Raw genomic sequence first — 18,744 nt, 5'->3', positions numbered from 1 at the left:
GCAACGATTTAATTCGTGCACTGCTTGGCCACACCTTCGGCCGGCGCGGGCGCCTCGATCAGCGGCATCAGGCTCGGCGCCAGCGAGACCAGCAATTGCACCGGCAAGGCACTGGTGAAATCGTAGTTCTTCGATTCCGGCCCCCGCACATACGCCGTCATGCTGCCATAGAAGCGCTCGCCGATATTGAACACAAATGTCGCCGAGCGGTTCACATAGCGCGACTCGATCAGGCGGCCACCGGCGCCGTACACGTCGAAGCGCTGGTCGCCCGTACCCGTCTTGCCGCCCATCGGGATCGGCACGCCGTCGGCTCCGACAAACGCCGTCTTCGCCCGTTTCGCCGTACCGTCCGACACCACTTCGCGGATGGCCTTGGCCACTGCCTTGGCCACGTCCGGCGACAGCACTTGCTCCGCTTCCACCTTGCTGCCACGCTTGACCATGGTGTCGTATGGCGTATTGGCGGCGAAATGCATGGAATCGATGCGCACGCTCGGTTTACGCACGCCATCGTTGATGATGATGCCCATCAACTCGGCCAGTGCGGCGGGACGGTCGGCCGATGCGCCCAGGGTCGTCGCGTACGACGGCACGAGCGAGTCGAACGGATAGCCCATCTTCTTCCACTGGCGGTGGATTTCCAGGAACCCTTCCACTTCCAGCAAGTTGGCAATGCGGCGGTCCTGCGCATGCTTGCGGTGCGTATTGAACAGCCATTTATAGACTTCCTGGCGTTCCTTCTCGCTGGCCGCCACCATCTGCGACAGGGTGGAACCTTCGTGCTGGCGCAGATACGCCACCATCCACAGTTCCAGCGGATGCACATTGGCCAGGTAGCCACGGTCGGCCAGCGACCAGTTTTCCATCGCGTACTGCTGGTACATCTTGGCGACGCGCTCGGGCGGTACTTCGTTTTGCGACGTCAAGTTGGCATTGAGGAAATCGCCAAATTCCGCCACGGTCCCCTTCGGATTCACGGTGCGGAAGATATTGGCCAGGCGCACGGGGGTCGGGCGGATGCTGGCCAACAAAATCTTTTCCTGCTCGTCAACGCTCTTGCCGCGGTATTTCTGATAGAAGCGGTGCAGGAATTCACGCCCTTCCTTGTCGGCAAAACGGCTCAGGTACTGGGCCCGGCGCGGATCATCCGCATCCGCCAGCAGCGAGGCCGAGGAATCAGGACGCGAAAACATGTAATAGCGGGCCACGTCGCGCATCAGGCGCACGAACACCAGGTTGGTCGACTGGCGCAGCGCCTGCTGCAAGGTCATGATGCGGCTGTCGTCGAGCTTGGAGAAGTTGCCGAAATGGTGCAAGCCGCCGCCCGTGAAGAAGCCTTCGCCCGGGTTGCCCGAATATTTGCGTTCCATGGCGGCCGCCAGCATGGCCGGCAGGTTGCGCGCCTCGCCGAGTGCCAACGGTTTCAGATAGGCAATCGCCCACTGCGACAGCATGTCCTTGGGATCGACGGCGATCTTATTCAGCTCGGCGGCGCCCATGCCGCTGTAGCGCTGGTGCAACTGGTCGATGATGTCCAGATAGGTGACCAGGGTGCGCAGCTTGGCCGTGGAACCGAGGTCCAGCTTGGCGCCTTCGTTGATGTCGAGCGGCTGGTCGTAGTTATCCGTCTGCACGCGCAGCAAGTTGGCTTGCTCGCCCTTTTGCAGCAGGGTAAAGCTGTAGACCACGTTGGCCGGGTCGCCATTGCCCAGCATGCCCTTGCCCGTCAGGCCGGCCGCTTTCGCCACTTCCGGGTCGCGCAATTCGCGCAAGACCTTGGTGACGGCATTTTGCGCCTGCGCGTCGAGCGTGCTGACCACTTTCAGGTCGAGGCGGTCGAGGTTGTACAAACGCGGGTCGCCGAGCATGCTGGCCAGGTGATTGCGCACGGCATTCGAGGCCTTGCGCGTGACAAACGAGGTCGATGCTTCCGATTGCACGCCGGACGCCGTCGACGGACGCAGCTTCTCGGCGATGGCCGCATTGCGCAGCTGCGGCGAAATCACGCCCGCTTGCGCCAGCAGGCGCAGATGGCTGTTGGTCAATTCTTCCAGGTCGGCGCCGCCGGCCACCAGGTAATGCGAGGGACGGCGCTGCGCGATCAAGAGGCTCAGCGCCTGCTTGTAGGCCAGCGCGCTGCCCGGCTGGTCCATATTACCCTTGAGCAAAGTCTTCACTTCGGCAAATGGCCTGCCATACCAGACCCACATGCCGTCGCCAATGCCGTTGACTTCGCCAAAACCGCTCTTTGCCGACAGCGGCACGGTATTGAGGTAATTGAGCACGATCTTGCGCCGCGCTTCCATGGTGTTTTCGCCATCCTGGTACGAGCGCAGGCTGGCCGAAATCATCTGCAGCAACTTGTCCTGCATGGAACTGGTGCGGCCGTCTTCCGAATGCCGGTATTTTTCAATTTGGGTAGCCAGAGTGCTGCCGCCGCCACTGCGGTGGCCGCCGAACAGGTTCAGCGCCTTGTCGAGGACAGCCTTGCTCAGGCGGTCCCATTCCACGGCGGGATTGCGCTCGGGCGTGCCCGGGTCGAGCAATTCGCGGTTTTCGATGAACAGCAGGCTTTGCACGAGCGCGGGCGGCGCTTCGGCAAAGCCGTCGAACATGCGCTCGGGATAGCTGGCCGCGAACAGGGGCGCGGCGCGGCAATCGAGGATGGTCAGTCCGGCGCGGTTTTTCTCGTGGTATGTGGCAAAGATGCCCCGGTCGACCAATTGCACCATTTTCGGCGACATGCGCGCCTGCGCCGTCACTTCATAGTCGCGCGCATTGAGCTTGCTAATAAAATCCGGCAGGCTGGCATAGCCGAGCCGCTCGTCATACGGCCCGTGCTGCGGATAGCGGATGGCGCCTGCCGGTGCCGGGCCAGGCTCGACCTTGAACGCCAGCTGGCGGTCCAGGCGCGTGAAAAACTCCGCCTGCAGGGCCGAGGTGCGCACTTCGCGCATGACGAACCACGCCGCGCCGGCGATCAGCCCCAGCACGATGATGGCAAAGATGGGCCAGATGCGCGAACGGCGCTTCTTCGGCGGGCGCGCCGGCGGCGGCGCCTCGGCGCCCGTGTCGGAGAGTGGATCAGAGGGGGGCCGCTCTTGCGCGGCCAGATTGACGCCTGTGTCTTTCATGGGATGCTGGGGTAAGGTTGGGTTTGGACGGCGCGGGAAATGCGGTAGCGATACCGCTCCGCGCGGGATAAGACCAGAGCCGGCCAGGGCCGGTCACGACAAAGCTTGCTTAACATGATGTCCATACCGGTGAATCAAAAAAACACGCTACTGCACAGGCAGGCAACCCCGCGTTTGACACGCCAGGCTCCTGTTCACCATTCCACCACATCGGCATGGGAACGACTGACGAGCGCACACAAAAATCTTGCTTCATTGAAGATTTTCGCAAAAAAACAACGTCTTGGAACGTACGCTTGCGTACATAGATGCAAGGCGGGCTGGACGCCGGAGAAAAAGCCGCCGGCGCCGGGCTGGCTGCATGTCAGATGGTGGTGTATTCCGCTTGCAAGGTATCGAGCGCGGCGCACATCTGCGCGAAGGCGGCTTCAGCCTGCGCGGGCTCGCCCTTGACGCCCAGTTCGATATGCCGGCGCGTCTGCGCATCGCCCACGCTGGGCAGGCTGAACACCTTAATCAGCGGAAAATCTGTTTCCAGGCGCACCATCAGCGGCGTCAGCAGGGATTCGGCCGTTTCATACACGAGCAAGGCGTGTTCCGCGTGCGGCACCTGGTTGAACAGGTGCGCATAATGCGTGTCGAGCACCCATTCGATCATGGGCCAGGACATGACGGGAAAGCCCGGCACGAAATAATGTTCGTGCACGGCAAAGCCGGCAATCTTGTTGTACGGATTCGGAATCAGCTCGGCGCCTTCGACAAATTCCGCCATTTTCAGGCGGTGCAGGTTTTCCGGCGAGTTCAAATCGGCCGGCACGCCCGTTTCTTCTCCCATTTCCGTGATGCGCTGCTGGATATTGACCTTGCCCTGCGGATGCAGCACCAGCGGCAAGCCCAGCGCATCGGCCGCCGCCTGGCGCGTATGGTCATCCGGCGTGGCGCCGATGCCGCCAAAGCTGAAGACGATGTCGCCGCTGGCAAAGCTGCGCTTGAGCAAGGCGACCAGGCGGGCCGGCTCGTCGCCCACGTACTCCGCCCAGCTCAGCTGCAAGCCGCGTGCCTTGAGCATGCTCACTACTTTCGGGAAATGCTGGTCCGCGCGCTTGCCCGACAGGATTTCGTCGCCGATGATGATCAATCCGATAGCCATGAAGCTCCCTCGTAGAATTCGATAAAAATACTCAGGCGTCCGCCGGCGCCACGTCGGTCATGCCGCGTACGCCCCGCAAACGCGACAGTGCTTCCAGGCAGTAATACTGGAACCACAGGCCCGTGAAGATAAAGATCAGCACATACAGCCAGATGGCGAACGCCGCCAGGAAGGGGAAGAACACCACCGACATCACGCCGCCCATCCACAGCATGCCCGGCACGGCGCCGGCCGCGCCGGACACCATGCCGATGGCCAGCAGGGGCCAGCGCTGCGTGCGCATGATGGCGTGGCGCTCTTCCGCGCTGGCGTAGTCGGCCATGGCGTCATACGCCATCACGCGGTAGGTCAGCCAGCCCCACAGCACGGCTTGTCCCGCCAGCGCGGCCGGCGGAAACGCGTACAGGGGCAGCATGATGACCCAGGCGATGATGAACAGCAAAAAGGTGGCCAGGGACGTCCCCACGCTGCCCAGCAGGCTGCCGCCATGTTTCTTTTCCAGCTCAGGAAAGTGCCGTCCGCCGATATGGCGGCCGATGGCCGGCATGGCGAACAGGCCCATGAAGATCAGCGCCGTCAGGATCATCAGCGGCAGCAGCATGAACATGGCGATCAGGGGCACGATCACGGCCTTCAGCACGCCCAGGCCAAAGGTGGACAGCACCTGCCCGCTGGTGCGGAAGAAATCGTACTGCGTAAACAGCGCATGCAGGCTGTCGATCAGCGGCTGCAAGCCCACATACAGCAGTCCGCCCCACAGCACCAGCGACAGGATGAACGGCGCCACGCTCAGCAGCAATATCCTGCCGTGCAATTGCGACAGGAAAGCACGGCCATACGAATTCAACACATTACGCATCAACGGCGTCCTTTTCGTTTGATTCTTGCAAATTCCACCATGCGGCGCAGGCCCAGCCATTGCTGCTGCCAGAAGCCGTGGCCATAGCTGCGCCCCGGCCGGCCCATGCCCTTGCTATCGATACGGGCCAGCTGGTCGCGCACGCCCGTGCGCGCATAGCCGGCCGAGAAATTCGCGGTGCCCAGCAGCATATCCCAAATCGGCAAGACCACGCCGAAGTTGCAACCGCCCATGCTGCCCTTGCCTTTCGACTCATGCCCCACGCCGATCGCGTGATGCGTGCGGTGAAAACGGGGCGAGATCAGCAGCCGCTCACCGATGCGGCCGAAGTGTATCCTCACATTTGCATGCTGCAAGCTTTGCAGAATGCGCGAAATCGACACCAGCAGCACATACTGGCCCGGCGGCACGCCGATACCGAGCGCCACCAGGGCCATCACCACGTCGCGCAGGAAATCATCGAGCAGATGGTTGCGGTCATCGCTCCACAAGTTCATGTTTTGCTGGCTGTGATGCAGGCTGTGCAAGCCCCACCACCAGCCGAAATGGTGCGAGGCCCGGTGGTAGCAATAATCGACGAAGTCCAGTATCACAAAATAAATGATAAAACTGAGCAAGGGACTCATGCCGGGCAACAGCGATTCCAGGTTCAGGGGATGAATATTGTCGAAACGCAAGGCGCCCGCCAGTGCATCCATCAGCGGATCGAGCGTGAAGAACACCACGACCGAAAACAGGCCGATGCGGTGCAGCACGGTGTAGATGAAATCGTTCCAGCGGGCGCGCGGGTCGGTGATCTTTTGCGCGGGAATCAAGGCTTCGAGCGGGCGCAGCACGAGAAACAGCAGCACCAGTTCACACAGGCCGATCAGCAGCCACTCCGTGCCCTCGAACGCTTCTTCCGTGAATTCGCCAAAGCCCAGGTGATACACGAGGGGATTCACGATGGTCTGGAACAGCCAGCCCTGCGCCACGCCAAAGGCGTCGACGACGGCGTCGATGACGGGAGTGACGTGGCCGAGGATGTCGGCGGCGATCATGGCTGGCCCTTCTTCTGCGCGTAGGCAGGATGCTCGCGCAGGGTGGCAAAGCAGAACCCTTTGCCTTGCAAGCCGGAAATCAAGGCGTCCAGGTTGGCGGGCGCCCACGCATCCTTGCGCGACCAGATGCCCATATGCGAAATGAAAATATCGCCGCTGCGCAAGTTCGCCAGCGCTTTTTTCAGCAACATGGCGTTCGGATACTTGTCGCTGGGCAGCTCATCGCCGGAATACCCCGCAGGCGCCCAGCCCGCATGCTGGTAGCCGCAGGCGCTGCCGGCCGCCAGGGTGCGCGGCGACGTGTAGCCGCCCGGCGCGCGCCAGAATGGATCGAGCTTGTGCCCGGTCAATTCCTGGAAGCGCGTATCGACGCGGCGCAATTCCTCGCAGAACTGTTTATCCGTGAACGACGCCAGCTTGCCGCCGTCCTTGCCGAACTGGGGCTTGACCTGGATCAAACCGTTGGCCAGATCCTTCTTCCAGTACACATGGTCAAACGTATGCGTGCCGAACGCATGGCCTTCGGCGACCCGGGCTTTCCAGTACGGCGCCCACGAGGCATCGAGCGAATAATCGCCGCGCGTGGTCTTTTCATTGGCGAGGAAGAAAGTTGCCTTCACATGGCGTTGATTCAGCACGTCGGCGATCAGTTGCGCTTGCGACTGGCTGCCCGTGTCGAAGGTCATGTAGATGGTGCCCTTGCAGGCGGCCGGGGCAACAGGTGCGGCGGCCTGCGCGGGCGACAGCATGGCGCTGGCGCACAACAGCATGGCGGGCACGTGGCACGCGGGAATCAGACGTTTCATCAGCACACCCGCCATCACATGCGCGGCGAGTGGGTGGCGAAATACACGCCATGGGGCGAGCGGCCCACCGGTATGGTCTTGATGACCTTGCGCGTCGTCAGGTCGATCACGGCCACTTTCTTGATCCAGCGCAGGGTTACCCACATGGTCTTGCCATCGGGCGTGATTTCCATGCAGTCAGGGCCGCCCGGCACATTGATGGTGCCCACGTTTTCCAGGGTCTTCTGGTCGATGATGTTGATCGTGTTCGACACGCGGTTCGAGACGAACGTCATGCGGTTATCCCCCAGCGCGCGGAAATTATGCGTGCCGGCGCCCGCCTTGATGCGCTTGACGGTCTTTTGCGTGCGCCAGTCGATCACTTCCACATAATCGCTGCCCATGATGCCGACCAGCAAATGCTTGCCATCGGGCGTCATGGTGATGCCGGCTGGCGCCGGACCGACGGGCATGGTCCATTTCACGGTTTGCGTGGCCAGGTCGATGGCGCTGACCTGGTTGCTGCCCTGCTGCGTGATGAAAGCCATGGTGCTGTCAGCCGTAAACGCCATGTGGCTGGGCAACTTCGGCAGCGGGATGCGCTTGGCCAGGGTCAGGTTCTTGCCGTCGTAGCGGTACAGGTCGATGCGGTCCAGGCGCAGCGAATTCGAAATGAACCACTTCTGGTCCGGCGAAAAGCCGATCTGGTAAGGATCGAGGATATTGCTGATGCGGCGCTGGATCTGGCCCGAGACAGGGTCGAGGAAAATCAGCTCGTTGCCGACGGAACTGGCGACGATCAGCGACTTGCCATCCGGCGTTTCCATCAGATGGTGCGGTTCCTTGCCGACAGCAAAGGTAGACAGGGGAGCATAGGTTTTCTGGTCCAGCAGTTGCACCGTAGCATCACGGGAATTGAGCACCACCACCACTTCGGCTTGCGCCGTCGATATTGCGGAAACCAGGCACAGCGAGGAAAAAACAAGGCGGCATAGACTGCGGAACATGGAAGAAATCACTGTTAAATACAAAACATGCATTTTACGTGGAACACTGTATTTATTGTGTTAAATCCCCCCTTAAATGCGACCGGCAGCCACACATCGTCGTAATTTCTGGTTTTTCCCTGCGCCGGGCCTGGAATGGCGCTTTGCAACTCATTGCTCTACAATCTGAAGCTTTCATCGCCTACACAAGGATTATCATGACCACCACCACTACCGCTTCCGGCCTGCAATACATCGATACCACCGTTGGCGAAGGCGCTGAAGCGCAAGCTGGCAACAATGTTGTCGTGCATTACACGGGCTGGCTGCAAAACGACGACGGCAGCGCCGGCGCGAAATTTGACTCGAGCAAGGACCGCAACGACCCATTCGAATTCCCGCTGGGCGCCGGCCGCGTCATTCAAGGCTGGGATGAAGGCGTGCAAGGCATGAAAGTGGGCGGCAAGCGCCAGCTGATCATCCCTGCAGCACTGGGCTATGGCGCACGCGGCGCCGGCGGCGTGATTCCACCGAACGCCACCCTGATTTTCGACGTTGAACTGCTGGGCGTATAAGAACAGACTCCGCAGCGCGCAAGCGACTGTACAAGGTGCCGCCCCTGTTCACGCAGCGGCGGCGTTTTTGTTTTGAGTGTGTCCTCTAATGCACGGCGCGCTTTTTTCACTATGATGTCAGGCACTGCAGCACGCACGGTGGCCACTCCGCCGGGCCTGCCGCACTTTTCCCGCGATTCCATCAGCACACAGGAGCCATCATGAGTTTACAAGAGCAATTCGAACAAGCGCAGCTCGATTCCAAGACCCTGTCCGAGCGTCCGGACAATATGACCTTGTTGAAAATCTATGCCTTGTTCAAGCAAGCCTCGAGCGGCGACGCCACGGGCGAGCGTCCTGGCATGACCGACTTCGTCAACCGCGCCAAGTTCGACGCCTGGGCGGCCCTGGCCGGCACCTCGAAGGAAGAGGCGCAACAGCAATACATCGACCTGATCGAAGACTTGAAGGACTGATCTTCCCCTGCCCCGGCACTTGCCGGGGCAGTATAATTTCTGCATGACCCCATCCCCGCTTTCCCCAGTTTCCCTGGCCCATGCCGACGACCTGCCCCGTTTGTTCGACGTCTGGCACCTGTCCGTACGCGCCACCCACGATTTTCTCGCCGATAGCGATATCGCCTTCCTGATGCCCTTCGTGCGCGATGAGCTGGCCAGGGTGACGGCGGAACGCCTGCTGCACGTGCTGCGCGCCGATGACGGCGTCGCTCAGGCCTTCCTGTGCGTCGAGCACGCCAAGATCGAGATGCTGTTCGTCCATCCGGATCACCGGGGCAGCGGCGCCGGCCGCACCCTGGTCCGTCACGCCATCGCGGCCCTGGGCGCCACGGCCGTCGACGTCAACGAGCACAACGCGCAAGCGCACGGTTTTTACCGGCACCTGGGCTTTATCGTGGAAAACCGCTCGGAATGCGACCCGTTCGGCAAGCCTTTCCCCATTTTGCACCTGAAACTGGCCGAAAGGGCCTAAAAACTCACCAAAAACCACCAAAACAGGCCGTTAACGCAAAAGTGGCTACCGAATCGGTAGCCACTTCTTTCAATGCCGGGTAGCGCTGAAACTTACTTCTTTGCTGCCGCCAGCGCTTGCGCGATCCAGCCATCAAATTTTTGCTGGTGGAACTTGATCCAGCCAGCCGTATGGCGGGCGATATCGGCCTGCGTGTTTTCGCCGCGGCGCATGCGCTCGTTCTGCGCATTGATGTCCGCCACGGGCAATTGCATCACTTCGAACAGCTTGGCCGCGGCGGGATTTTTCTCCGCCCAGGCCTTGTTCGACACGATGCGCGCCGTGTTGACGGCAAAACCGTAGTCGCTGCCATCGTCGAGGCGGGTATTCACCTTGTCCGGATTGGCCGAGAACGGCACTTTCAGCCAGACCACGTCCTTGCCCGGCACCAGCACGCCACTGACCCAGTACGGCGTCCACGTGTAATACAGGATGGATTCGCCACGCTTGTAGCGGCCCAGGGTATCGGCGATCAGGGCCGCATAGCTGCCCTGCACGTGCGTCACCGTCTCGCGTAATTTATACGCATCCATGTGGTTCTCGATCAGCGCTTCGCAGCCCCAGCCGGGGTTGCAGCCCGTCAAGTCGGCCTTGCCGTCGCCATCGTGGTCGAACAGCTTGGCCAGGGTGGGATCGCGCAACTGGTCGATATTCGTGATGTTGTACTTCTCGGCCGTCGCCTTGTCGATCAGATAACCCTGTGCGGCAGGACCGGCGTATTGGCCCGTGCGCAACAGCTTGGCGTCGCCGCCCGCATTGTTATAGAAATCCTTGTGCATCGGATCCCAGTGCACGGCCATGAAGGTGGCGTCGCCGTTGGCGATGGCGATATGCGCGGTCGGATACTCCACTTCCTTGATCGGCTGCACTTCGTAGCCCAGCTTTTCCAGGGCCTTGTCGACCAGCATGGTCTGGAAGGTTTCTTCCGCGATCGAGCTTTGCAGCGGCTGCACCTTGACGCCCTTGCCGGGCAGCGCATCGGCGGCCACGGCCGGCGTCTGCGCCATGGCCAGGCTGGTGGTCAGGGCCAGGGCGGCGATCGCCAGGGCGGAAAACAGCTGGAACTTGCGTTGCGATTTTTGCGTCACTTTAAAATTGTCAATTTGATGCATGTGTATCCTTTATTGTGCGTTGGCCAGCGTTGCTTGCTGTTCAACATTATTTTTGTCCGTGTTGCCGCGCACCAGGCGCAGCACGAAACCGGCAGGACCCGTCTGGTACCAATGGCGCACGCCACGGCGTGGCTGGCCCATCGCTTGCGTCAATCGGTCCAGGGTGATGGCCAGCAGCACGATGCCCAGGCCACCCACGGTTGCCAGGCCCATGTCTAGGCGGCCAATGCCGCGCAATACCATCTGGCCCAGGCCACCCACGGCGATCATCGAGGCGATCACGACCATCGACAGCGACAGCATCAGCGACTGGTTGATACCGGCCATGATGGACGGCATGGCCAGCGGAAATTGCACGCGGGTCAGCAGCTGCCACGGCGAGGCGCCATAGGCGCGGGCCGCTTCGATCAGGTCGGGACGCACCTGGCGGATACCGAGGTTGGTCAAACGCACCAGCGGCGGCAGGGCAAAGATGATCGTCACGATCACGCCTGGCGCATTACCGATACCAAACAGCATCACCACGGGTACCAGGTAGACGAAGGCAGGCGTCGTCTGCATGGCGTCCAGCAGGGGGCGCAGGATATTCTGCGCGCGGTCGCTGCTGGCAAGGAAAATACCCAGCGGCAAGCCGATGGCCAGACAGAAAGCCAGCGACGTCAATACCAGCGACAGGGTGGTCATGGCTTCCGGCCAGATGCCCAGCATCGACACCACCAGCAGCGCCAGCACGGTACCGATGGCCAGGGTACGGCTGGTAAATTGCCACGCCAGCAAGCCGATGATGGCGATCACCGTCAGCGACGGGGCCGCCAGCAGCACGCCTTCCACGCCGGACAGCACGCTGTCGATCGGTGCGCGCACGGCCTGGAAGAAAGGACGGAAATGGGCGACGACCCAGCCCAGGCCCTGGTTGATCCAGCTTTCCAGCGGCAGCGAGCCGTCGAAGATCTGTGTCAGGTGAAAGCCGCTCGCATGTTCCGGCTGCACGGCAGGCGCGGCGGCGTCCAGCCAGGCGGTGCTGGCGTCGGTGGGCGGCGTCAGCGCCCAGGGATTGATTTGGGCGGCCTGTTCAACAACAGGTTCTACTGTGGAAACGGTGCTTGGGTTCATGCTTGTCCTTTCTGTTGTTGTGGCTCGGCAATGGCTGGCGTGTCGCGGTCGAGGAACTTCAGCAAGGTCGTCTTGCTGATGGCGCCGCGGAAGCTGCCGTCATTGGCCACCACAGGGACGGCGTAAGGCAGTTGCGCCACCTGGCCGAACAGGCCGGCGACTGGCTCATCTGCATTGATGGTCTGCACGTCGGGCAGATAGGCATGCGCCAGGCCCAGCGGTCCCACATGGCCGTCGAGCGCACTGCGCAGCGAATCGGCCGAGACGACGCCGAGGAACTTGCGCTGCGGATTGACGACATACGCAAAGGCGCGATCCTGCTCTTCCAGCATCGACAGCGCGGCGCGCGAACCGCGGCTCGGCGACTCGGACACGACGATCTGGCTCTTGCGGGCAATATCGCTGGCCTTGAACACGGCCGCCGCATCCACGCCGCGCACGAAATTGCGCACGTAATCGTTGGCAGGCTTGCGCAGGATTTCTTCCGGCGTGCCCACTTGCACCACGTGGCCGTCTTTCATGATGGCGACGCGGTCGCCGATGCGCATGGCTTCGTCGAGGTCATGCGAAATGAAGACGATGGTGCGGCGCTTGATTTGCTGCAAGCGCAGCAGTTCCGATTGCATTTCCGTACGAATAATCGGATCGAGCGCGGAAAATGCTTCATCCATCAGCAAAATCGATGGATCGCAAGCCAGCGCACGGGCCAGGCCCACGCGCTGCTGCATGCCGCCCGACAATTCGTCGGGATAGCTGGCGCCGTAGCCGTCCAGGCCCACTTGCTCCAGCGCTTGCTGGGCCAGCGCATGGCGCTCAGCTTTCGGCATGCCGGCCAGTTCCATGCCGAAGGCAGTGTTGTCGAGCACGGTAATTTGCGGCAGCAGCGCGAACGACTGGAACACCATGCTGATGTCCTTGCGGCGCAGGGCGCGCAGCTGGGCGTCCGGCAAGGTATTGATGTCGTTGCCGTCGATCAGGATGCGGCCGGCGGTCGGCTCGATCAGGCGGTTCAGCATGCGCACCAGGGTCGACTTGCCCGAACCGGACAGGCCCATGATGACGAAGATCTCGCCCGCTTCAATGGTAAAGGTGGCGTCGAAAACGCCGATGGTGCAGTCCGTCTTGGCCAGGATATCCTGCTTGCTGGCGCCTTGATGGACAAGTTCAAGTGCTTCTTCTGGCTTGTCGCCGAACACTTTGAACACATGGTCGATAATGATTTGTTTTGCCACGATGTGGTTCTCCCTCGATTTGACGAATGGAATGAAACCCAGCAAGCTGCTAGCTTGCGGCGGGAATCAGCAAACCCTGTTGCGTCGGCTACGCCACGGCGCAAAAAGCGCACGGGAGCGACAGGAAACAGGGGGTGACACGCGTGTGACCAGCGGATGGCCAAAGCCGGTGCCGGGGTGCCGTGTGCGTGCTAAAAGAGGCTGTGGTTCAGGACTTTTAACAACGCTAGCGCCATGCAAATACATGGCACCAAATGTATTTGACCGAAAAAAAATCGACCAAGCTACTTTTAACTGGATGCGGGTGTAAAACCCGAAGAATTATTCACCACTCAGCGAGTGGGGAGTACTGCGAAGCAGAAGGTGAAACGCGGTGTAGCTGTTGTAAATATGACTCAAGTATAACGCAAAAAGCCACCAAAGTCCAATGGCTTTCCAAATAGAAATGTGCTAGCAATGTTCGCCAGCGTACAGTCAGACGTAAAAAAGGCGAAAAGAGACTTGTTTTCATCGTCTTTTCGCCCATCGCTGCGACACGCTCCCTAGCACCAAACCGGGCGCCGGACAAGCGGTGCAAAGCCGTCAAGCCGGCTCGGTAAACACCTTGCGCATCTTCTCGGCAATCTTGCCTTCAATCGTGGAGGCGAAGGCGCTCAGCATGAAACCCAGCTTGATTTGCAGTTGCGCCTGCTCTTTTTCCAGGGTCAGCGATCCGTCGACGCCGCTGCGCTCGAAACGCAGCACGTCGCCATCCCAGGCGCACGCCAGGTCATATTCCTGGGCCAGCTTGTCGGCCACTTGCTGCGCCGCTTGGCGCGCCTTTTCTGCTGTCAGCTTATGTTGCTGAACTATATTTATATCCGCCATCAAACAATCCTTTTATTATAAAAACGGGGGCAATACGGCCAGCATCATACCAGCCGCCATGCGGCAGCCGCGGCCATCGGTGGCGCGGGCACGCAGAAAAAACCGCGCTTTCCTGCGCCGCACTTGCGCCGCATCAAACCGAAACCACCGAAGCGGGCCGACTATCTCAGTTCCAGTTGCGAGTGTCTTGGAGAGCTACCATGGACCAGAAAGTCATCGTGCCGGTCGAAGCCGTGCTGACCAAATGCGTGTCCCTGCCCGTCGGCTATGTCCCCACCCCATCGGCGCCCTACCGCCAGCACCGCAAGAATGCACAGCTGACCTTGCAGCCGGGTCCGCCTCGCGTGCTCGACCCCACCACCCGCAAGCTCGAAGCCGTGCCGGTCGGTTCGCGCGTGCTGATCTGGAAGCAGGACCCGTCCGTGAGCGAACTGGGCACGCGCAAGACCTTCCTCGCCGGCCTGACCCTGCAAGGCCCGCGCGATGCACGCATCACCTTTGGCGAGCCGGGCATCGCCCAGGTCAGCCCGAACGCCTTTGGCGACTTCATCGTCTCGCCCAATACCGACCAGTTCGACGCCGTGCACACGTTTGCCATCGTGCGCATGACGCTCACCATGTACCAGCGCGCGCTGGCCAGCAACGGCACAGCCTCGCCCCTGCCCTGGCAATGGAATAGCGCCAGCAACACGGCACCGCTGCGCGTGTTCCCGCACGGCTTGCCCAATGTCATGAATGCCTATTACAGCCGCAGCGACAAGGCCCTCAAGTTCGGCGACTTCATTCCCAGCGGCGCCACCGAGCGCGTCTACACCTGCCGCTCGCTCGACATCGTTTCGCATGAAACCGGGCACGCCATCCTCGATGGCCTCAAGCCGAATTGGCTGCTCAACAATAATCCACCGCAGACGGGCGGCTTGCACGAATCGTTCGGCGACCTGACGGCCATCTTCCTGGCCCTGTCGCAGCTGGACCAGGTCGAAGCCGTGATTGCGCAAACCAAGTCCGACCTGCACGACAAGACCTTCCTGGCCGACCTGGCGGAACAGTTCGGCCTGGCGCTGGGCCGGCCGAACGGCTTGCGCAATGCCGATAACGACATCAAATTGTCGGAGGCCGGCACGGAAGTGCACGCCATCTCGCAAGTGTTTACAGGCGCTATCTACGACATCCTGGCCGACATCTTTGCCCACGAACGCCAGCCCCAGCTGGAAGATGACGCGGCCGTGCTGCACCGTTGCGGCGACTACCTGCGCAGCCTGGTCTTGCGCGCCCTGGTGGCCTCCCCCGACCAGGCGGCCACGTACGCCGACGTGGCCGGCCACATGCTGACCCTGGCGCAGGCCGACGGCTTTACCAGCTACCTCGATTTCATCCGCAACAGCTTTACCGTGCGCGAAGTACTCAAGGACAATGCCATGACGGAGGATGGACAAATGACCTTTGCCCCCGATGTCGTCGACGAAGCGGGTGCCGTGCAGGACAGGCGCGCCTGCTGCGGTACCATGAACCATGCGGAATACAGCGAATCGGACCACTTGCTGGAAGCGGAGCGCGAAGCGCTGGCGGCCTGGTGCCGCAGCTACGCGCCCCGATAAATGCCATACGCCGCGAGCAAGTCAATAGTCGACAGCAGACGATGACATGCCGCACCACGTCCCCACCACCGTCCACCAGAAGGAGCAGCATGAAAATTTCAGCCCGCAGCAGCGGCGGCTTTGCCGGCCTGAGCGAACAGTACGACATCGATACGCAAGCCCATCCGGCCGGCCCCGGACTGGAAGCGGCACTGGCCAGCAGCGGCTTTTTCACGCACTCACAGGCGACGGGCCAGCAGGTGGGTGCCGACATCCCCCAATGGCAGATCACCGTCGACGCACCCACCGCGCGCCGCACCATCACATTTGCCGAGGATGGCAGTGCTGAAAATGCACGTTGGCAACAGTTACTGACGCAAATACGCGCCAGCGCCTGAATGTTCCGACACTTGGCCTGATTGTTCCTGCGCTTATTTTGTGCCGGTCTTGATTTGAGTAAAACAAAAACACCACACGGCAAGCCAGCACACCGCCCGCCCTGCACCCTGCCGCATCGGGTGACTGTCGCTTTCTTGCCGCGTTCTTTATGGCAACGTCCCGGATAGTCGCTGAATTACCCGCTCTGCGCGGCAACGGCACCGTCAAAAAATGAATTTGCTTATATGTATTGTATATAAGCGGGATTTGTGAGAAATAGCGAATTGCCTTAAAATACAATGCTTTGCTTTAGTATGCGCCGCCGAGTTTCCTGCAGGCGCTACAGCACCTCCCCCAAATTGATAGGACTGTTATGACCCACGTTGTCACCGAATCCTGCATCGCCTGTCGCTATACCGACTGCGTCGATGTCTGCCCGGTAGATTGTTTCCGGGAAGGCCCGAACTTCCTGGCAATCGATCCGGACGAATGTATTGACTGCGCAGTCTGCGTGGCAGAGTGCCCGGTGAACGCGATTTTCGCGGAAGAAGACGTGCCGGGCGACCAGCAAGCCTTCATCAAGATCAACGTCGATCTGGCCCGTAACTGGCCTTCGATCACCAAGACGAAGGCTGCCTTGCCGGAAGCCGAGCAATTCAAGGACGTCAAGGACAAGCTCGACATGCTGGTGCGCTAAGCGCACGGCACTTGCCGCGGCCGTTCTGGCGGAGAGACTCTTCTCCGCAGGGGCGGGGCGGCGAAAAAACAGACGAAAAGCAGCGGAAACGCTGCTTTTTTTGCTTTTAAAGCATCGTTGCAGCTCTATCCACGCAAGTGTGGCGCCCTGTCACACCAAAGCGCAAACTGTGGACCTGTGCGCGGTAAAGCACATTTTGTCCTCAACAAATATCGTAGAATTGGATTATGATATTTGAGCCGATATTGGCGCTTGGAATTAAACAAGGACTCTATATGCTTTACCAACTGCACGAACTGCAACGCTCTTTCCTCACTCCGGTGATGCAATGGGCAGACATGTCCTCCAAGTTATTTACCAACCCGGTTTCTCCACTGGCCCACACCCCGTTTTCGCAACGCATCGCAGCCGGCTACGAGCTGATGTACCGCCTTGGCAAAGACTACGAAAAACCACAATTCGACATCCAATCCGTTCTCGTCCAAGGCGAGAGCGTCGACATCCGCGAACACGTTGTCGTGACAAAACCGTTTTGCCGCCTGATTCACTTCAAAAAAGAAGCCACTGGCTTGCAACAGCCCAAAGTTTTGCTGGTTGCCCCCCTGTCCGGTCACCACTCGACCCTGCTGCGCGATACCGTGCGCGGCTTGCTGGCCGAGCACGATGTCTACATCACCGACTGGACGGACGCGCGCATGGTACCGCTGACGGAAGGCCCATTCCACCTGGACGACTACATTTATTATGTGCAGGAATTCATCCGCCTGCTGGCGCCTGACTTGCACGTTATTTCCGTCTGTCAACCGACCGTGCCCGTGCTGGCCGCCATCTCGCTGATGGCGACAGCCAAAGATCCGCACATGCCGAAAACCATGACGATGATGGGCGGCCCGATCGACCCGCGCCGCTCGCCCACGCAAGTGAACAACCTGGCGACGGAAAAGAAATTCTCGTGGTTTGAAAACACCGTGATCTACGCGGTGCCGCCGAACTACCCGGGCTTTGGCCGCAAGGTGTATCCGGGCTTCCTGCAGCATGCCGGCTTCATCGCCATGAACCCGGGCCGCCACGCGCAAAGCCACCGCGAGTTCTACATGCACCTGGTGACGGGCGACGACGAGCCGGCGGAAGGCCACCGCCAGTTCTACAACGAGTACAACGCCGTACTGGACATGCCGGCCGAGTACTATCTGGAAACCATTAAAACGGTTTTCCAGGAATTCAGCCTGCCGATGGGCACCTGGAAAGTGGGCGGCCAGCTGGTGCGTCCGCAAGACATCACGAATGTGGCGCTGTTCACCGTGGAAGGCGAACTGGACGACATTTCCGGCGCCGGCCAGACGCAGGCGGCGCATGACTTGTGTTCCGGCATCCCTGCCGAGATGCAACAAGACTTCGTGGCGCCGAAATGCGGCCATTACGGCATCTTCTCGGGCCGCCGCTGGCGTGAGATCATTTGCCCGAAAATCGGCGAATTCATCCAGAAACACGGCTAATACACGGCATATCCATCAAAAAGCCACCCCAGTTCACACTGGTGTGGCTTTTTTTCATGCGCGCTCGATTTTCACCGTCGGACGCGTATTGACAAAGATCTGCTCGACTCTCGGCTCGCCCGGTCCAGGCTTCTTCATCGCATAGCCATTCACAGGCTGCGAGCGGTTTACCCACAGCGCGTAATACAGGTGGTCGGCGCGCGGATCTTCCGTATTCGGGTGGATCAGTATCGTCAGTCCCAGGCTGTTCAGCTGCAGCCACGGCACGATCACGGGCAGCAGATCATTGGTAAAGCCAAAATAAAACGACGGCGTCACGTGGGGGCCGCGCGGCTCCAGGTTCCAGTCGCCCAGCTCGATCTGGAAACGCTCGGCCGCCCACTTGCGTATCAGCGCCGCTTTCTGGTAACTGTCTTCGTCAAAATAGATATGCGCGTGATAGCTCTCGATATCCGTGTAGGCGCGCGGGGTCGACGGCAAGGTTTCCTCGCCGGGCCGCACGCTGACGGGGCGCGGCGTGGGCGCCTTGTCCGTATGCTCGCCCCACGGGCTCTTGCCGGGCGCTGGTTTCACACGCGACGGTTTGGCTTCCTGCGCCAGGGCTGTGCCCGCCAAGCCGGATGCGGCCAATGCCGCCACCAGACCGCCGCCGCGCAAGACCGTGCGACGCTGCGGTGAGAGGAGATTGGCCCATTCCAGATCGATGGCCGCGTGTTGAGTATTGTCAGACAT

Annotated in this window: 18 protein-coding genes; 7 read left to right on the top strand and 11 right to left on the bottom strand. The window is 60.7% G+C overall.

The window, feature by feature from the left end:
* Positions 1 to 8: 8 nt before the first annotated feature.
* The 6 genes from U0004_RS06405 to U0004_RS06380 form a co-directional block, all read right to left on the bottom strand.
* Entirely contained in the window at positions 9 to 3,137 is a 3,129-nt protein-coding gene (locus tag U0004_RS06405) for a transglycosylase domain-containing protein (RefSeq protein WP_081345895.1), read from the bottom strand.
* A gap of 364 nt (positions 3,138 to 3,501) precedes the next feature.
* Positions 3,502 to 4,287 carry a competence/damage-inducible protein A gene (locus U0004_RS06400; RefSeq protein ID WP_070260054.1) on the bottom strand — a complete coding sequence of 262 codons (786 nt, stop codon included), beginning with the start codon at positions 4,285 to 4,287 and terminating at the stop codon, positions 3,502 to 3,504.
* Between the two features lie 31 nt (positions 4,288 to 4,318).
* Positions 4,319 to 5,146, bottom strand: a complete 828-nt coding sequence (locus U0004_RS06395) for an EI24 domain-containing protein (protein ID WP_070260056.1) — start codon at positions 5,144 to 5,146, stop codon at positions 4,319 to 4,321.
* On the bottom strand, positions 5,146 to 6,186 hold the full coding sequence (locus U0004_RS06390) for a sterol desaturase family protein (protein ID WP_081345896.1): 1,041 nt from the start codon (positions 6,184 to 6,186) through the stop codon (positions 5,146 to 5,148). The genes U0004_RS06395 and U0004_RS06390 overlap by 1 nt, the downstream gene beginning before the upstream one ends.
* Positions 6,183 to 6,992, bottom strand: a complete 810-nt coding sequence (locus U0004_RS06385; RefSeq protein WP_070260206.1) for a polysaccharide deacetylase family protein — start codon at positions 6,990 to 6,992, stop codon at positions 6,183 to 6,185. Before U0004_RS06385 ends, U0004_RS06390 begins: the two co-directional genes overlap by 4 nt.
* A 14-nt stretch (positions 6,993 to 7,006) precedes the next feature.
* Positions 7,007 to 7,978, bottom strand: coding sequence for a YVTN family beta-propeller repeat protein (locus U0004_RS06380; protein ID WP_070260058.1), 972 nt, complete (start codon positions 7,976 to 7,978; stop codon positions 7,007 to 7,009).
* A 197-nt stretch (positions 7,979 to 8,175) separates the two neighbouring features.
* Here U0004_RS06380 and U0004_RS06375 point away from each other — a divergent pair, with 197 nt between their 5' ends.
* The 3 genes from U0004_RS06375 (at position 8,176) to U0004_RS06365 (ending at position 9,501) form a co-directional block, all read left to right on the top strand.
* A complete protein-coding gene (locus tag U0004_RS06375) occupies positions 8,176 to 8,532 on the top strand; it encodes an FKBP-type peptidyl-prolyl cis-trans isomerase (RefSeq protein WP_034782471.1) in 357 nt (118 codons plus the stop codon).
* Positions 8,533 to 8,732: 200 nt separating this feature from the next.
* Complete coding sequence (locus U0004_RS06370) at positions 8,733 to 8,987, top strand: acyl-CoA-binding protein (RefSeq protein WP_034782468.1); 255 nt, start codon at positions 8,733 to 8,735, stop codon at positions 8,985 to 8,987.
* A 43-nt stretch (positions 8,988 to 9,030) separates the two neighbouring features.
* The gene (locus U0004_RS06365) at positions 9,031 to 9,501 is read left to right on the top strand and encodes a GNAT family N-acetyltransferase (protein WP_070260208.1); all 471 of its coding nucleotides are present in this window, start codon (positions 9,031 to 9,033) and stop codon (positions 9,499 to 9,501) included.
* 92 nt (positions 9,502 to 9,593) lie between these two features.
* Here the strand turns inward: U0004_RS06365 and proX are convergent, their stop codons facing one another.
* From proX to U0004_RS06345, 4 genes are all read right to left on the bottom strand, one after another.
* On the bottom strand, positions 9,594 to 10,652 hold the full coding sequence (gene proX, locus U0004_RS06360; protein ID WP_034782466.1) for a glycine betaine/L-proline ABC transporter substrate-binding protein ProX: 1,059 nt from the start codon (positions 10,650 to 10,652) through the stop codon (positions 9,594 to 9,596).
* 9 nt (positions 10,653 to 10,661) lie between these two features.
* Positions 10,662 to 11,765 carry a glycine betaine/L-proline ABC transporter permease ProW gene (proW, locus tag U0004_RS06355; RefSeq protein ID WP_034782464.1) on the bottom strand — a complete coding sequence of 368 codons (1,104 nt, stop codon included), beginning with the start codon at positions 11,763 to 11,765 and terminating at the stop codon, positions 10,662 to 10,664.
* Entirely contained in the window at positions 11,762 to 12,997 is a 1,236-nt protein-coding gene (gene proV, locus U0004_RS06350; protein ID WP_034782568.1) for a glycine betaine/L-proline ABC transporter ATP-binding protein ProV, read from the bottom strand. Before proV ends, proW begins: the two co-directional genes overlap by 4 nt.
* Positions 12,998 to 13,579: 582 nt before the next feature.
* Entirely contained in the window at positions 13,580 to 13,864 is a 285-nt protein-coding gene (locus U0004_RS06345) for a polyhydroxyalkanoic acid system family protein (RefSeq protein WP_070260060.1), read from the bottom strand.
* Positions 13,865 to 14,064: 200 nt separating this feature from the next.
* Here U0004_RS06345 and U0004_RS06340 point away from each other — a divergent pair, with 200 nt between their 5' ends.
* The 4 genes from U0004_RS06340 (at position 14,065) to U0004_RS06325 (ending at position 18,012) form a co-directional block, all read left to right on the top strand.
* Positions 14,065 to 15,462, top strand: a complete 1,398-nt coding sequence (locus U0004_RS06340; protein WP_070260062.1) for a gluzincin family metallopeptidase — start codon at positions 14,065 to 14,067, stop codon at positions 15,460 to 15,462.
* An 89-nt stretch (positions 15,463 to 15,551) separates the two neighbouring features.
* Positions 15,552 to 15,839 (top strand): protealysin inhibitor emfourin, encoded by a 288-nt coding sequence (locus U0004_RS06335; protein WP_034782459.1) that lies wholly within the window; start codon positions 15,552 to 15,554, stop codon positions 15,837 to 15,839.
* Positions 15,840 to 16,192: 353 nt separating this feature from the next.
* The gene (fdxA, locus tag U0004_RS06330) at positions 16,193 to 16,516 is read left to right on the top strand and encodes a ferredoxin FdxA (RefSeq protein WP_034782458.1); all 324 of its coding nucleotides are present in this window, start codon (positions 16,193 to 16,195) and stop codon (positions 16,514 to 16,516) included.
* Positions 16,517 to 16,791: 275 nt separating this feature from the next.
* A complete protein-coding gene (locus U0004_RS06325; RefSeq protein ID WP_070260064.1) occupies positions 16,792 to 18,012 on the top strand; it encodes a polyhydroxyalkanoate depolymerase in 1,221 nt (406 codons plus the stop codon).
* A 54-nt stretch (positions 18,013 to 18,066) separates the two neighbouring features.
* Here U0004_RS06325 and U0004_RS06320 read toward each other — a convergent pair whose 3' ends face one another.
* Positions 18,067 to 18,744 (bottom strand): DOPA 4,5-dioxygenase family protein, encoded by a 678-nt coding sequence (locus U0004_RS06320; RefSeq protein ID WP_070260066.1) that lies wholly within the window; start codon positions 18,742 to 18,744, stop codon positions 18,067 to 18,069.

The organism is Janthinobacterium lividum (assembly GCF_034424625.1).
Lineage (GTDB): Bacteria > Pseudomonadota > Gammaproteobacteria > Burkholderiales > Burkholderiaceae_D > Janthinobacterium > Janthinobacterium lividum.
The sequence above is the reverse complement of the archived record's forward strand: the minus strand, read 5'-3'. Positions and strand labels throughout refer to the sequence as shown.